This window comes from Micromonospora sp. NPDC005163 (assembly GCF_053599835.1).
Map to the genome: position 1 here is coordinate 48482 of NZ_JBSFYP010000040.1, position 14685 is coordinate 63166.

Consider the following 14685-nt stretch of genomic DNA (forward strand, 5'->3'; position numbering starts at 1 on the left):
GAGCGCCCCATGAGTCTTTCTCGCATTTATCCGGCCGGACGGCCGGCCAACTCGATCACTCGCGCTCGCGCTGGTCGGTCGGGTCGTTGACCAGACTGGCCGGCGAGACCGGCTCCGGCGCGGGCAGCCCCTGCTGCTTGCTGCCACCGGTGGCCTGCGCCTCGGCGACGCGTACCTCGTCGTGGATCTGCTGGGCGGCGTCCGCCGCGGCCTGCGCGGCCTGCGCGGCCTCGCGCTCGACCTGGCTCGCGTGGTCGGCCGCCTCCGGCGCGGGTAGGTCCCCCACCATCTGGCTCAGCCCGCCGAGCGCGCCACCCATCCCCTCCAGTGCCTTGGTCAGCTCGGCCGGGATGATCCAGACCTTGTTGGCGCTGCCCTGGGCGATCTGCGGCAGGGCCTGCAGGTACTGGTAGGCGAGCACCTTCTGGCTCGGGTTCGCCTGGTGGATCGCGTCGAAGACCGTCCGGATCGCCTTCGCCTGACCCTCGGCCTGCAGGATCCGCGCCTGCCGGTCACCGTCGGCCCGCAGCACCGCGGACTGCTTCTCACCCTCGGCGGTGAGGATCTGCGACTGCTTGTGCCCCTCGGCGGTGAGGATCGCCGCGCGACGGTCCCGCTCGGCGCGCATCTGCTTCTCCATGGAGTCGCGGATGCTGGCCGGCGGCTCGATCGCCTTGATCTCCACCCGGGTCACCTTGATGCCCCAGCGGCCGGTGGTCTCGTCCAGCACGCCCGAGAGGTGCCGGTTGATCTCGTCGCGGCTGGTCAGCGCGCGCTCCAGGTCCAGCGAGCCGATCACGTTACGCAGCGTGGTGACGGTGAGCTGCTCGATGGCCTGCAGGAAGCTGGAGATCTCGTACGTCGCCCGAACCGAGTCGACCACCTTGAAGTAGAGGACCGTGTCGATCGAGACCACCAGGTTGTCCGAGGTGATCACCGGCTGCGGCGGGAAGCTGACGACCTGCTCCCGCATGTCGACCTTGGTGCGTACCGCGTCGATGAACGGCACCAGCAGGTTGAGGCCGGGGCTGAGCGTGCGCTTGTACTTTCCGAGCCGTTCCACCACGTCCTGGCGCTGCTGCGGCACGATCCGCACCGCCTTTGCCAGCGTCACCACAGCGATCAACGCCACTGCGATCAGCAGTACGCCTATGGCCGTCATCCCGTTCACCCTCTCGCTTCCGGCAGCTCGCCGGCGGAAGAAACGTCGTCCTGCCAGACCAGGGCGGTCGCGCCCCGGACCTTTATCACTCGCACCCGTTCACCAGGCTCGTACGTCTGCGTCGTGTCGTACGACCGGGCGCTCCACAGCTCCCCGTCAATCTTGACGAGGCCGCGCTCGGCGTCCACCCGCTCCAGCACCGACGCCATGGAGCCCTCGATCGCCTCCACGCCGAAGGCCTGCTCGCCGCTGTCCAGTGCCGAGCGCTGGTGCCGCCGGATGACCGGGCGGACCACCACCAGACTCAGCGCCGACACCACCGCGAACACCAATGCCTGCACCGCCACCGGCGCGCCCAGAGCGGCCGCGCCCGCGGCGGCGAACGCGCCGACCCCGAACATGATCAGAAAAAGCGTCGTCGTGAAGACCTCGGCGACAACCAGCAGCACACCCAACACGATCCACACCACGGCGTCCACACCACGATCGTGACACGCAAATGCACGCGCGGCCGACCCGTGATGATCAGTAGGCTCGGCGGAACCCACCTGGCCCGCCGAAACACCCCAGAAATGGCGATCCGGCCGAGCCGACGAACGAGGAGTTCCCGTTGACCCTGCTGCCCGAGACCGCCCGACAGGTCGACGCCCAGGTGGCCCAGGCGCAGGCCGACGGCCGGGCCCCGTCGCTGGTGCTGGGCGTGGTCCGCGACGGCACGCTGGCGCACCTGGCCGTCGCCGGCGAGCATCCCCGCCCGGACATCGACCTGCAGTACCGGTTGGGCTCGATCAGCAAGACGATGACCGCCACCCTGATCATGCAGTTGCGCGACGCCGGCCGGCTGGCCGTGGACGACCCGCTGGAGCGGCACCTGCCGGGCACCGGCGTCGGCACGCTCACCCTGCGCCAGCTGCTCGGGCACGCCAGCGGCATCCAGCGTGAACCCGAGGGCGACTGGTGGGAGCGGACCGCGGGCGCCGATCTGACCACCCTGCTCGCCGGGCTGACCGCCGACAAGATCGCGTACCCGCCGCACGCCACATACCACTACTCCAACCTGGCGTACGGGCTGCTCGGCGGGGTGCTCGAACGGCTCACCGGTACGTCCTGGGCGGACCTGCTCAGCGAGCGGGTCCTCGCCCCTCTGGGGATGCGCCGCACCACGTACGCGGCCACCGAACCGTTCGCCCGTGGCTACGTCGTCCACCCGTGGCACGACACGCTGCGCGAGGAGCCCCGTACCGACACCGGAGCGATGGCCCCGGCCGGGCAGCTCTGGTCGACGATCGAGGACCTGGGCCGGTGGGCGGCGTTCCTGGCCGACCCGGACCCGAAGGTGCTGGCCGCCGACACGCTGACCGAGATGTGCTTCCCCGTGGTGATCAGCGACCTGGAGTCCTGGAACCACGGGCACGGCCTCGGGCTGGAACTCTTCCGGGAGGGCGACCGGGTGTACGTCGGGCACGGCGGTTCGATGCCCGGCTACATCGCCTCGCTGGCCGTCCACCGGCCCACCCGCACCGCCGTGGTCGGCTTCGCCAACTCGTACGGCCTGCGCACCGGGCACCTCGGGGCACTCGGCCGGCAGCTGCTCACGCTGGTGCTGGACGCCGACCCGACGCCGGTCACCCCGTGGCGGCCAGCCGCAGCCGCACCGCCCGCCGAGCTCGCCGAGCTGACCGGCCGCTGGTGGTGGATGGGCAGCGAGATCGAGGTGACCGTGGACGCCGCCGGCGAGCTGCTGGCGGGCCCGGTCGGCGCGCCGGACCTGCGCTTCGTCGCGGAGGGACCGGACCGCTGGCGAGGCCGCGCGGGCGGGCAGGACGGCGAGATCCTCACCGTGTGCCGGGACGAGCAGGGCCGGGCGGTCGCCCTGGACATCGCCACCTTCGTCCACACCCGCACCCCCGACCAGGAGCCCTGACCCACGCCTGGTGTTCAGGGTGGGCGCGATGCGGCGCGGATCGGTCAGGCTGGGTCGGCGACGAAGTCGATGAGGCGTTCCATGGCGTTGATCAGGGGGGTCTCCACGTCGGCGAAGGTGTTCACCCGGGACAGGATGCGCCGCCACATGTCGGCCGGCTCGGCCACCCCGAGGGCCGCGCAGACCCCCTCCTTCCACGGCCGCCCCGGCGGTACCACCGGCCACGCCGCGATGCCCAGCGCCGCGGGCTTGACCGCCTGCCAGACGTCCACGTACGGATGCCCGGTCACCAGCACGTACGGCGAGGTCACCCGGGCCACGATCCGGCTCTCCTTGCTGCCCGGCACCAGGTGGTCGACGAGTACGCCGAGTCGGCGGGTCGGGCCGGAGGCGAAGTCGCGCACCTCGGCGTCCAGGGCGTCGATGCCGTCCAGCGGTTCCACGACCACGCCCTCGATCCGCAGGTCGTCGCCCCAGATCCGCTCGACCAGCGCCGCGTCGTGGATGCCCTCCACCCAGATCCGGCTGGCCCTGGCCACCTGGGCGCGGACGTTGTCCACCGCCACCGAGCCGGACGCGGTGCGCCGGCGGGCCGCCGGCACCGAAGCGCGGGCCGGACGGCGCAGCGTGACCGGGCTGCCGTCGAGCAGGAACGCCGCCGGTAGCAGGGGGAAGTTGCGCCGCCGGCCGTGCCGGTCCTCCAGCACCACCGCGCCGGCCTCGAAGCCCACCACCGCCCCGCAGAACCCGGAGTCGGCGTCCTCCACCACGAGATCCGGCTCGGCGTCCACCTCGGGGGTGACCTTCCGCCGCCGCCAGTCGCCCGCCAACACGTCCTCGCCGTATCGCCCCGCCATGTCGATCACGCTAACCCCGCCACCCCCGGCCACCATCCCGACACACCGCCGAGCCCTGCACCCCCACCCTCGGCTGCATCGATCATGGAGTTGTGGTGCCCCGCGAAACGGCACGAATCAGTAGGGACCGCCCACCACGGCTCCATGATCGACCTGAGCAGTGGGTGGGCCGGGAGTGGGGCGAAGGGGGCAGTTCGGGGCAGGCAGGGCGGCCGGAGCGGCAGTCGAGACAGGGCCACCGCTGACCACGTACCCTTTCGGCATGTCCACCCCCACAGCGGGCGCGGCCACACTCACGCCGCGCCGGTCGAGCCGGTTCGTCGCCTGGGTGCGCGCGTGGCGCGCCGGGTTGGTGCCGTACGACGAGGTCGCCGACGCCATCGCCGGCGACGAGGAGCACCTCGTGGCGGACGCCCCCGGCACCTGGACCGACGTCCCGCTGGGCGCCGCGCTGCCCACCCTGGCCAAGCTCTCCCCGGACGAGATCCGTCTGGTGCTGCCCGCGCCGGGCGACCCCCGGGGGCTGCCCGGCCCCGGCGACTTCGCTGGCGCGGCGCTGGACGCGGGCGAGGCGGTGGTGGCCGGTGGGCTCGGGTTGATCCCGCAGGTCCGGCTGCACACCTCCGGCTCGGGGGACTGTTTCGAGACGGTGCTCTGGCGGGTCTACCCGCTGCCGGCCAACGCGCCCGCCGCGTCGCTGTCGCTGCCCGGCGCCGCCGAGGCCGAGGCCGAACTGGCTGCCGCGCTCGCCGAGACGACCGCCGCGCTGACCCGCCTGGACGTCGCCCAGTGGCGGCCCGAGCTGGCCGGGGCGCTGGCCGCGCTGCGCCGCCCGGATGGCGCCACCGACCTGCCGCCCGGCTTCGACCCCCGGGCCCGCCGACTCTTCGCCCGCGCCGCGGTGCTCGACCGGGTGCTCGCGCTGGCCGGGCACGCCGCGCCCGGTGGCGCGATCAACAACTACGAGGCGCAGCAGCGCGACGCCGCGCTCCGCCCGCTCACCACGGCCTGCCGACAGGCGCTGGTGGCCGCCTGCAACGCCCCACTGCGCCCCTGACGAGGTTGGTCAGACCTCGTCGAGCAGGTCCGCCACCGAGTTGATGATCCGGGACGGGCGGTACGGGTAACGCTCCGCCTCGGTGCGGCTGCTGATCCCGGTGAGCACCAGGATGGTCTCCAGCCCGGCCTCCAGCCCGCACAGGATGTCGGTGTCCATCCGGTCGCCGATCATCGCGGTGCTCTCGGAGTGCGCGTTGATGGTGTTCAGCGCCGAGCGCATCATCATCGGGTTCGGCTTGCCGACGAAGTACGGCTCCACCCCGGTCGCCTTGGAGATCATGGCGGCGACCGAGCCGGCGGCGGGCAGCGCGCCCTCCACCGACGGACCGGTGACATCGGGGTTGGTGCAGATGAACCGAGCCCCGTCGTTGATCAACCGGACCGCCTTGGTGATCGCCTCGAAGCTGTAGGTGCGGGTCTCACCGAGCACCACGTAATCCGGGGCGAAGTCGCTGAGCACGTAACCGACCGCGTGCAGCGCCGTGGTCAGCCCCGCCTCCCCGATCACGTACGCGGTGCCGCCCGGCCGCTGGTCGGCGAGGAACTGGCCGGTGGCCAGCGCGGAGGACCAGATCGACTCCTCCGGCACGTCCAGCCCCATCCGGCTCAGCCGGGCGGTCAGGTCGCGCGGGGTGTAGATCGAGTTGTTGGTCAGCACCAGGAACGGCTTGCCGGACGAGCGCAGCCGGTTGATGAACTCCGGCGCGCCGGGCACCGGCTGGCCCTCGTGCACGAGCACGCCGTCCATGTCGGTCAGCCAGCTCTCGACGGGCTTGCGGTCATGCATCGGTCATCCCCGGGGTGTCGGTGGGCGGGTGGACGGTCAGGGGCGGCGGGTCGGCACGCAACACACGGTGGGGCAGGTGTCCCACATCGGCAGCTCGCCCAGGCGGCGGCGCAGCTGCGCACCGTCCGGGTCGGTCCGCTCGGTGACCAGCTCCCGCACCATGGCCACGAAGCGCGGGTCGGTGCCCGGGGTACCGGCCCGGACGAAGTCCAGGCCGAGCTGCTTGGCCGTCTCCAGCGCCTCGGTGTCCAGGTCCCACACCACCTCCAGGTGGTCCGAGACGAACCCGATCGGGCTGACCACCACGCCGGTGGTGCCGCCCTGCGCGAGGGTCGCCAGGTGGCCGTTGATGTCCGGCTCCAGCCACGGCACCTGCGGCGGCCCGGAGCGGCTCTGCCACACCAGGTCGTACGGCAGGTCGGGAGCGGCGGCCGCGGCCACCAGCCGGGCGGTCTCGTGCAGCTGCGCCTCGTACCGGCCGCCGTGCGGGCCGGCGTTGGCCGCCATCGAGGTGGGGACGGAGTGAGCGGTGAAGACCAGCCGGGTGCCGTCCCGCTTCGCCGGGTCGAGCTGCCCCAGGGCGGCACGGACCGCGTCGACGTGCGGCTCGACGAAGCCGGGATGGTCCCAGAACTGGCGCAGCTTCTCGATCACCGGGGCGTCCGGGCCGACCGCGGCCCGGGCGGCGGCGATGTCCTCCTGGTACTGCCGGCAGGACGAGTAGCCGCCGTACGCGCTGGTGACGAAGGCCAGCGCCCGGGTGACGCCGTCGTCGCGCATCTGGGTCACGGTGTCCGCGAGAAGCGGGTCCCAGTTGCGGTTGCCCCAGTAGACGGGCAGGTCGAGATTGTGTGCGGCGAAGTCGGCGCGGACGGCGGCCAGCAGGTCACGGCACTGCTGGTTGATCGGGGACACCCCGCCGAAATGCTGGTAGTGCTCGGCGACCTCGGCCAGCCGCTCGGGCGGCACGCCCCGGCCCCGGGTCACGTTCTGCAGGAACGGCATCACGTCCTCGGGCCGCTCCGGCCCACCGAAGGACACCAGCACCACCGCGTCGTACGCCATGGGTCCATTCTTGCCGGTCGGCCGGGACGACCCGGCGACGCCCCCTGCTCCGGAGTGGTCCACGGTGTTAAGAAGGGTCCCCTGCTCTACCGCAGGCGTTAACAAGGGACCCTTCCTTGCACCTCAGGCGCCGATGGCGTGGTAGCCGCCGTCGACGTGCACGATCTCGCCGGTGGTGGCCGGGAACCAGTCGGACAGCAGCGCCAGGCAGGCCCGGGCCGCGGGCTCCTGGTCGGTGAGGCTCCAGCCGAGCGGAGCCCGCTCGGTCCAGGCGTCCTCGAACTGGTCGAAGCCGGGGATCGACTTGGCGGCGATGGTGCGCAGCGGCCCGGCGGCGACCAGGTTGCTGCGGATGCCCTGCTTGCCCAGGTGCATCGCCAGGTAGCGGGACGCGGACTCCAGGCCGGCCTTGGCCACGCCCATCCAGTCATAGACCGGCCACGCCTTCGTCGCGTCGAAGGTCAGGCCGACCACCGCGCCGCCTGCGGACATCAGCGGCAGCGCCGCCATGGCGAGCGACTTGTACGAGTAGGTGGAGACGTGCAGCGCGGTCGCCACGTCCTCCCAGGGGGCGTCGAGGAAGCCGCCGCCCAGGCAGCTCTGCGGGGCGAAGCCGATGGAGTGCACGACGCCGTCGAGCCCGTCGACGTGCTCGCGGACGCGGTCGGCGAGGCTGGCCAGGTGCTCCGTGTTGGTCACGTCCACCTCGATCACCGGCGCCGGCTCGGGCAGTCGCTTGGCGATCCGCTCGACCAGGGAGAGCCGTCCGAAGCCGGTCAGCACGACCTGCGCGCCGTTCTCCTGGGCGAGCTTCGCCACCGAGAAGGCGATCGAGGCGTCGGTGATGACACCGGTGACCAGCAGCCGCTTACCGGCGAGCAGTCCGGACATGCAGGGTTCCTCCGTACGTAGTCAGAAAGCGCTGGTCAGTGGCCCATGCCCAGGCCACCGTCGACCGGGATCACGGCACCGGAGACGTACCCGGCGGGGTCGCCGGCCAGCCAGGTGACCACCGCGGCGACCTCGTCCGGGTGGGCCATCCGGCCAGCCGGGATGGACTTGCGGATCTCCGCCTTGCGGTCGTCGGACAGGCCGGCGGTCATGTCCGTGTCGATGAAGCCGGGCGCCACCACGTTCGCGGTGATGTTGCGGCTGCCCAGCTCTCGGGTGATCGAGCGGGCCACGCCGACCAGGCCGGCCTTGCTGGCGGCGTAGTTGACCTGACCTGCGCCGCCGGAGAGCGCGACCACCGACGAGACGAAGATCATGCGACCCCACCTGGCCCGGAGCATCTTCCCGGAGGCCCGCTTGGCGCACCGGAACGCGCCGGTGAGGTTGGTGTCCAGCACGCCGGTGAACTGCTCCTCGGACATCCGCAGCAGCAGCGTGTCGTCGGTGATACCGGCGTTGCAGACCAGCACCTCGACCGGCCCCAGCTCGGCCTCCACGGCGGTGAACGCCGCGTCGATCGAGTCGGCGTCGGTGACGTCGGCTCGCACCCCGAACAGCCCCTCGGGGGCGTCGCCGCTGCGGTGGGTCACCGCCACCCGGTCGCCCTGCTTGGCGAAGGCCTGCGCGATGGCCAGGCCGATTCCCCGGTTTCCCCCGGTCACCAGCACGGTACGGGCCACGATTCCCCCTTGCGAATGGTCAGCACGGACGCGTCGGAGCCTAGGCGTTACCGGTAGGTAAGCGCTAACGGGAGTCGCGTCACACTGGGGTACGACACCGGAGTCAACCCCTGGTGGCACGCCCCGCGAAGGGTCGGCCCCGTAGCCTCCCGGTGGTGAACCGGCAACCGATCGTCGGGGCCCTGCGCGCCCTGCGGCACACCCTGCTGGGCGCGGACGCCTTGCCCGGCCGGCCGCTGCTGGCCCGCTGGCCCGGGCTGGCCCGTTACGCCGCCCCGGTCGGGCTGCTCGCCGCGCTCGGCCTCTTCTGGATCACGCTGGCCCTGGAGAACGACTGGGGCCTGCCGGCGCCGATCGCGGTGCTGTTCGCGGCGATGACCGTGGCGCCGCTGCTGGCGCTGCCCCGGCGTCCGCTGCTGGCCTGGCGGCTGACCGTGCTGGCCCTGCTGGTGTGCACGTTCAACGCGCCGGCCGACGCGCCCGGCCCGTGGACCCCGCCGCTGGCGCTCGGGTCGATCGCGGTGGTCGCGGTGGTCGTCGCGCGGGTCGACCGGCCGGTGCTGGTCTGGGTGGTGGCGATCACCACGGTTCCGGTGTTCACCCTGGTCCGCGCCGAGAACCGGGCCGCCGTCCTGGCGCTGCTCGGCGCGCTGGCGATCGTCGGAGACCTGATCCGGCGCAACCGGATGTCCCGGCGCGCGCTGGCCGAGCAGACCGAGCTGAGCGAACGGGAGCAGGAGCGCCGCGCGGTGCTGGAGGAACGCACCCGCATCGCCCGGGAGTTGCACGACGTGGTGGCCCACCACATGTCGCTGATCGCGGTGCAGGCGGAGACCGCGCCGTACCGGCTGACCGCCGTGCCGGCGCCGGTGGCCGCGGAGTTCGCCGCCATCGCCGGCTCGGCCCGTGACGCGCTGACCGACATGCGGCGGCTGCTGGGGGTGCTGCGCAGCGAGTCGACCGGCCCGCAGACCGCGCCGCAGCCCGACCTGACCGACCTGGACGCGATGGTGGACGCGGCACGCCGGGCCGGGCTGCCGGTGACTTTGGACGCCGAGCCGGCGGACGACGGGCGGGTGCCCGCGCCGGTCGGGCTGGCCGCGTACCGCATCGTGCAGGAAGGCCTGGCCAACGCGGCCCGGCACGCGGCCGGCGCCGCGGTGCGGGTCACCGTCCGCGCCGGCCGGTCCACCCTGGCGGTACGCGTGCAGAACGCGCCGCCCGACGACGTGGACGTCCGGCCGACCGCCGAGGCCGGCGCCGGGCACGGGCTGACCGGCATGCGGGAGCGGGCCACCTCGCTGGGCGGTACGTTCACCGCCGGGCCGCTGCCCGGTGGGGGTTACGAGGTGGCGGTCGAGCTGCCGTACGACGCGGAGAGCGGGGACCGATGATCAAGGTGCTGATCGCGGACGACCAGGCAATGGTCCGGCAGGGCTTCGGCGCGCTCCTCGCCGCCCAGCCGGACCTGCTGGTGGTCGGTGACGCCGCCGACGGCGCGCAGGCCGTCGCCGCCGCCCGCCGGCTCGACCCGGACGTGGTGCTGATGGACGTGCGGATGCCCGTGCTGGACGGGCTGGCCGCCACCCGCAAGCTGCTCGGCGACCGGTCGGCGCAGCGCCCCCGGGTGCTCATCCTCACCACCTTCGACCTGGACGACTACGTGTACGAGGCACTGCGCGCCGGGGCCAGCGGCTTCCTGCTCAAGGACGCCCCGGCGGCCGACCTGGTGCACGCGGTGCGGGTGGTGGCGGCCGGGGACGCGCTGCTCGCCCCGGCGGTCACCCGCCGGCTGATCGCCGAGTTCGCGGCCCGCCCGGACCGCCACCGGCCGCGCCCCACCGACCTGGCCGGACTCACTCCGCGGGAGACCGAGGTGCTGCGGTTGATCGCCCGGGGCCGCAACAACGCGGAGATCGCCGGCGACCTGGTGGTGGCCGAGCAGACGGTCAAGACGCACGTCGGGCGGATCCTGGCCAAGCTGGGGCTGCGCGACCGCGCCCAGGCCGTGGTGCTGGCGTACGAGACGGGTCTGGTCGCCGCCGGCGAGTAGCTCTGCGGAGCCAGCCCGGGAACGGCTCCCCGGGACGACGCGCGAGCGCTGCCCGCCCACGCACTCTCCCTCCGGATGACATTCCGGAGGGAGACCATGATGCGACCACGAGGTGCCGGCCGACTGGCGCTGGCCGCGCTGCTCGGCGTGAACCTGGTTCTGCCGACCCGACCCGAGCCCGTCGCGGCGGCCGGGTTCGTCGAGGCGTACCCGGTGACGGCGGCGGCGATGCGCGCGGCCGGCCCGCCGTACGCGGACTGGGCGGCCGGCGGGCGCCGGTTCCTGACGTTCGACCCGCGCGGCGACGGTCGTGCCGTCGAGGTGCTCGGCGACCTGGCCGACGCGGACCGGATCGCGGTGCTGGTGCCCGGTGTCGGCAGCACGCTGGCCGACTTCGACCGTGGACTGGGCGGGGTGGCGCGTCGGGCGCCGGCGGCGCAGGCCGGGCAGCTGTACCGGGAGCTGCGGGCGGCCGACCCGGCGGCGCGGGTCGCGGTGCTGGCCTGGCTCGGCTACGACCCACCCGACGGGGTGCTGGCCGCCGCCGCGGGCACGAGCGCCCGGCGGGGCGCGGACGGCCTGGCCGCCCTGCTGCGAGAGTTGGCCGGGCGCCGCCCCGCCGCGACCATCACCCTGGTCGGGCACAGCTACGGGGCGCTGGTGGTGTCGCTGGCCGCGGCGGACGCCCCGCCGCAGGTCGCTGACGTGGTCAGCCTCGGCGGGATCGGCGCCGGGGTGCAGCACGCGAACGAGCTGCGCGGCGGGCGGCGATTCTGGGCCGCCGAGGCGCCCACCGACTGGATCCGGCGGGTGCCGTCGGTGCGGCTGCCCGGTCTCGGGTACGGCCGGCGACCCGGCGACCCGGCGTTCGGCGCCCGGCCGTTGCCGGTGGCTGGGGTCGCCGGGCACGACGGCTACCTGGTGCCGGGCAGCGCCACGCTGGTCGCGGTGGCGGCGGTCGTGCTGGGCGGCGCCGACGCCGACCGGGCCGGGAACGCCCGGTGAGCCGCGACCGCGCGGTCGACGCGCTGCGGGCGTACGCCATCGGCGGGGTGGTGCTCGGGCACTGGCTGGTCACCGGCCTGGTGCTGACCGCCGGCGGCGGGCTGCACCAGGCCAGCCCGCTGACCGCGCTGCCTGGCCTGGCCCCGGTGACGTGGGTGTTGCAGACCCTCGGGTTGTTCTTCTTCACCGCCGGATTCGGCTCGGCCCGGTCGCTGGCACGCCACCGGGACGGGCCGGGCGGCTGGCTGGCGCGCCGGCTGCGCCGGCTGGCGCTGCCCGCGCTGGCGCTGCTGGGTGCGGGAGCCGCCATGCTGCTCGCCGCCACCGTCGCCGGCATCCCGGACGACACGCTCGCCGTCGCGCTGCGGCTCGCCGTCAGTCCACTGTGGTTCCTGCTACCGCTGCTGCTCCTCGTCGCGTCGACCGGCCCGCTGCGTGCCGCCGTCGCGAGGTGGGAGGTGATCCGCTGCGTCGCACCGGCGGTGGCCGTGGTGGCGGCGGCCGACCTGGCGGGCCGCCTGCTACCGGCCGGCACCGACCTGCCGCCGGTCACCGTGGTGGCGGCCTGGGCGGTGCCGTACCTGCTCGGCCTGGCGCACGCCGACGGTCGGCTGGCCGACCGGCGGGTGGCGGGCGCGCTTGCCGGCGGCGGTGCCGCCGCGCTGGCCGCGCTGCTGGCGCTGGGCTATCCGGCCAGCGCGGTCGGGGTGCCCGGGGAGGGGGTGTCGAACCTGAACCCGCCGTCGCTGCTGGCGGTGGCGCTGGCAGTCACCCAGGTCGGGGTGGGGCTGCTCGCCCGGCCGGCGCTGGAACGGCTGCTGGCCCGCCCGCTGCCGGGCCGGGCGGTGACCGAGGTGAACCGGAACGCGGTGCGGATCTACCTGTGGCACCAGCCGGTGCTGGTCGCGGTGACCGCGCTCGTCGCCCGCGGTGGGGTGGCCCTGCCGGGGCTGCACACCGCGCCGGACGGCCCGGGCTGGGTGCTCGCCCGGTGCTGCTGGCTGCCGCTGTTCGCCGCGGTGCTGGTCACGCTGACACGGGCGGGCCGCCGGCCGGCCCGGCTGACGGGGTGGCGACGGCCGGGCGGTGGAGGGGCGGCCGGCCGGTCGGCCGAGTGCGTCCCGTCGACAGCGCGGGTGTACGATGATCGACGTTCCGGCCCGCCCGACTTCAGGAGGTGATCGCTGTGCGAGATAGCGATCCTCCCAGTCGTGGCCGGGCCGATGGTCAGCCCCGCTGAGCCACGACTCAGTCTGGTGAGCTGACCCCGCTCCGCTCCCCCGCCACCCGGCCCACGCCGAGGTGCGCGTGCCGCGCCGTCCGAATCCGGACGGTCGCCGGGAGCCGCCCGGTCACGACTTCGTGTGCGCGTCCCCACCCCCTGCGGTCCGCCCCCGCACGCGGACCGTCCAGCCGCCACCGGAGCCGTCCATGAGCCGCTACGTCGCCCCGCTGGGCTTCACCCTCGCCGCCGTCTGGGTGGCCATCGTCTTCGTGCTCGCCGGCGGCGGGCACTGACCCCAACGCTCGCGCCCGATCTCGTCACCCGGGCAGTGGTGGCGGCGCCCGGGACCAGCCCGGGCACCGCCGGCCTCACAGCATCCGGGACGACCAGAGCAGGCTGAGCGCACCCGCGCAGAGCGCCAGCAGCAACGCCACCCCGGCGTACCACTGGGTCACCTCGCGCGGCTCGGTGCGGAACCCGATCGAACTGCCCATGTCCTGGTAGACCTGCTTCAGCTCGCTCACCGAGGCCGCCTCGTAGAAGTAGCCCTCGGTGGTCTCGGCCAGCTCGGCCAGGGCCAGCCGGTCGACCGGCACCCGCTGGAGCTGGCCGCCGATGTCGACCTGGCCGGTGTCGGTGCCGAAGGCGATGGTGGAGACCGGCACGTTGGCCGCCTGCGCGGCCGCCGCCGCCTCCTCCACCGACCGGCCGGACGTGCGGAACCCGTCGGAGAGCAGCACGATCCGGGCCGGTGGAATACCCGCTGCCCCGTCGGCCGGCACCGAGCGGATCGCCTCCAGGCAGGTGAACACGGCCTCGCCGGTCGCGGTCGCCTCGGCCAGCACCAGCCCGTCGATCGCACTGGTCACCGCCGCCCGGTCCTTGCCCGGTGGCACCAGCACGTTGGCCGCCTTGGCGAACGACACCAGCCCCAGGTTGTAGCTCTTCGGCAACTCGCCGACGAACTGCTTCGCCGCCTCCTGGGCCGCCTCCAGGCGGTTCGGCGCCACGTCGTCGGCCTGCATGGACAGCGACACGTCGATGGCGAGCATCACGGTGGCCCGCTCCAGCGGCTCCTTGGTGTCCACCGCGGGACGGGCCAGCGCGGTGGCCAGCACCAGCAGACAGAGCAGGAACGCGGTCGCCGAAACGTGGCGGCGCCAGCCCAGCCCCTTCGGCGCCACGGTGCGCAGCAGATCCACGTTGGTGAAGCGCATCGCGTACGCCCGGCGGTGCAACTGCCGCCACAGGTAGAACGCGGCGAGGGCGAGCACCGGCAGCACGGCCAGCAGCCACCACGGTTGCATGAAACGGATCATCGTGTCGTCCCCCGGGTGCGGGCGTGCCGCTGCGCGGCCACGAAACGCACCATGTCCAGCAGCCAGTCTCGGTCGGTACGCAGTCGCAGGTGGGCCGCGCCGGCGCTACGCAGCGCGGCGGCGATCGTGGCCCGCTGGGCGGCGGCAGCCTCGGCGTAGCGCTGCCGAAGCCGCGGGTCGGCGGTCTGCACCTCGTGCAGCTCGCCGCTCTCGGGGTCGACCACCGGCAGCACACCCACGTCGGGCAGCTCCAGCTCCCGCGGGTCGACCACCTCGATCGCCAGCACGTCATGCCGGACCCGCAGCTTGCGCATCGGCCGGGTCCACTGCTCGGTTGGCGCGAGGAAGTCCGAGACCACCACCGCCACCCCTCGCCGTCGGGGCGGCCGGTTGAGCATCTCGATCAGCGCGCCCAGGTCACCCCGGCCGGGCTGGATCGCGGTGCTGGCGACGGCGCGCAGCAGGCCCTGCGCCTCCTTGCGACCGGAGCGGGCCGGCAGGCGGGTGCCGGCGCCATTCGGGCCGAGCAGGCCGTAGAAGGAGTCGGCGGGGACATCGAGGTCGACGCCAGCCACTGCGATCGTTCCGTCGAACCGCT

General features: G+C 73.9%; 16 protein-coding genes. 7 read left to right on the forward strand and 9 right to left on the reverse strand.

Annotated elements, in window-relative coordinates; all coding sequences use genetic code 11:
• Positions 1-55: 55 nt before the first annotated feature.
• Together ACWD6N_RS24760 and ACWD6N_RS24765 are read right to left on the reverse strand one after the other, a co-directional pair.
• Entirely contained in the window at positions 56-1162 is a 1107-nt protein-coding gene (locus tag ACWD6N_RS24760; protein ID WP_354967512.1) for an SPFH domain-containing protein, read from the reverse strand.
• Between the two features lie 5 nt (positions 1163-1167).
• A complete protein-coding gene (locus ACWD6N_RS24765) occupies positions 1168-1641 on the reverse strand; it encodes an NfeD family protein (protein ID WP_354967511.1) in 474 nt (157 codons plus the stop codon).
• 131 nt (positions 1642-1772) lie between these two features.
• Between ACWD6N_RS24765 and ACWD6N_RS24770 the strand changes: the two genes are divergently transcribed.
• A complete protein-coding gene (locus tag ACWD6N_RS24770) occupies positions 1773-3086 on the forward strand; it encodes a serine hydrolase domain-containing protein (RefSeq protein ID WP_387328653.1) in 1314 nt (437 codons plus the stop codon).
• A 44-nt stretch (positions 3087-3130) separates the two neighbouring features.
• Here the strand turns inward: ACWD6N_RS24770 and ACWD6N_RS24775 are convergent, their stop codons facing one another.
• A complete protein-coding gene (locus tag ACWD6N_RS24775; RefSeq protein WP_387328656.1) occupies positions 3131-3943 on the reverse strand; it encodes a DUF3097 domain-containing protein in 813 nt (270 codons plus the stop codon).
• Positions 3944-4205: 262 nt separating this feature from the next.
• On the opposite strand from ACWD6N_RS24775, the gene ACWD6N_RS24780 reads away from it, so the two are divergent.
• Entirely contained in the window at positions 4206-5000 is a 795-nt protein-coding gene (locus tag ACWD6N_RS24780; RefSeq protein WP_354967508.1) for a hypothetical protein, read from the forward strand.
• 9 nt (positions 5001-5009) lie between these two features.
• Here ACWD6N_RS24780 and ACWD6N_RS24785 read toward each other — a convergent pair whose 3' ends face one another.
• The 4 genes from ACWD6N_RS24785 to fabG all read right to left on the reverse strand — a co-directional run bounded on the left by ACWD6N_RS24785 (position 5010) and on the right by fabG (position 8485).
• Complete coding sequence (locus tag ACWD6N_RS24785) at positions 5010-5789, reverse strand: HAD-IIA family hydrolase (protein ID WP_354967507.1); 780 nt, start codon at positions 5787-5789, stop codon at positions 5010-5012.
• 36 nt (positions 5790-5825) lie between these two features.
• Positions 5826-6854, reverse strand: coding sequence for a ferrochelatase (locus tag ACWD6N_RS24790; RefSeq protein WP_387328661.1), 1029 nt, complete (start codon positions 6852-6854; stop codon positions 5826-5828).
• A gap of 123 nt (positions 6855-6977) precedes the next feature.
• Complete coding sequence (gene fabI, locus ACWD6N_RS24795; RefSeq protein WP_387328664.1) at positions 6978-7745, reverse strand: enoyl-ACP reductase FabI; 768 nt, start codon at positions 7743-7745, stop codon at positions 6978-6980.
• Positions 7746-7780: 35 nt separating this feature from the next.
• Entirely contained in the window at positions 7781-8485 is a 705-nt protein-coding gene (gene fabG / locus ACWD6N_RS24800) for a 3-oxoacyl-ACP reductase FabG (protein ID WP_354967504.1), read from the reverse strand.
• A 155-nt stretch (positions 8486-8640) separates the two neighbouring features.
• On the opposite strand from fabG, the gene ACWD6N_RS24805 reads away from it, so the two are divergent.
• From ACWD6N_RS24805 to ACWD6N_RS24825, 5 genes are all read left to right on the forward strand, one after another.
• Entirely contained in the window at positions 8641-9879 is a 1239-nt protein-coding gene (locus tag ACWD6N_RS24805) for a sensor histidine kinase (protein WP_387328667.1), read from the forward strand.
• Complete coding sequence (locus tag ACWD6N_RS24810) at positions 9876-10538, forward strand: response regulator (RefSeq protein ID WP_387328670.1); 663 nt, start codon at positions 9876-9878, stop codon at positions 10536-10538. The genes ACWD6N_RS24805 and ACWD6N_RS24810 overlap by 4 nt, the downstream gene beginning before the upstream one ends.
• A gap of 99 nt (positions 10539-10637) precedes the next feature.
• On the forward strand, positions 10638-11543 hold the full coding sequence (locus ACWD6N_RS24815; RefSeq protein ID WP_387328673.1) for an alpha/beta hydrolase: 906 nt from the start codon (positions 10638-10640) through the stop codon (positions 11541-11543).
• Positions 11540-12724: an acyltransferase family protein gene (locus ACWD6N_RS24820; RefSeq protein WP_450005186.1), complete on the forward strand. Its 1185-nt coding sequence runs from the start codon at positions 11540-11542 to the stop codon at positions 12722-12724. Before ACWD6N_RS24815 ends, ACWD6N_RS24820 begins: the two co-directional genes overlap by 4 nt.
• A gap of 127 nt (positions 12725-12851) precedes the next feature.
• Positions 12852-13061: a hypothetical protein gene (locus tag ACWD6N_RS24825; RefSeq protein WP_450005187.1), complete on the forward strand. Its 210-nt coding sequence runs from the start codon at positions 12852-12854 to the stop codon at positions 13059-13061.
• Positions 13062-13136: 75 nt separating this feature from the next.
• Here the strand turns inward: ACWD6N_RS24825 and ACWD6N_RS24830 are convergent, their stop codons facing one another.
• On the reverse strand, positions 13137-14087 hold the full coding sequence (locus ACWD6N_RS24830; RefSeq protein WP_354967499.1) for a VWA domain-containing protein: 951 nt from the start codon (positions 14085-14087) through the stop codon (positions 13137-13139).
• Positions 14084-14668 carry a DUF58 domain-containing protein gene (locus ACWD6N_RS24835; protein ID WP_450005188.1) on the reverse strand — a complete coding sequence of 195 codons (585 nt, stop codon included), beginning with the start codon at positions 14666-14668 and terminating at the stop codon, positions 14084-14086. The genes ACWD6N_RS24830 and ACWD6N_RS24835 overlap by 4 nt, the downstream gene beginning before the upstream one ends.
• Positions 14669-14685: the final 17 nt, after the last annotated feature.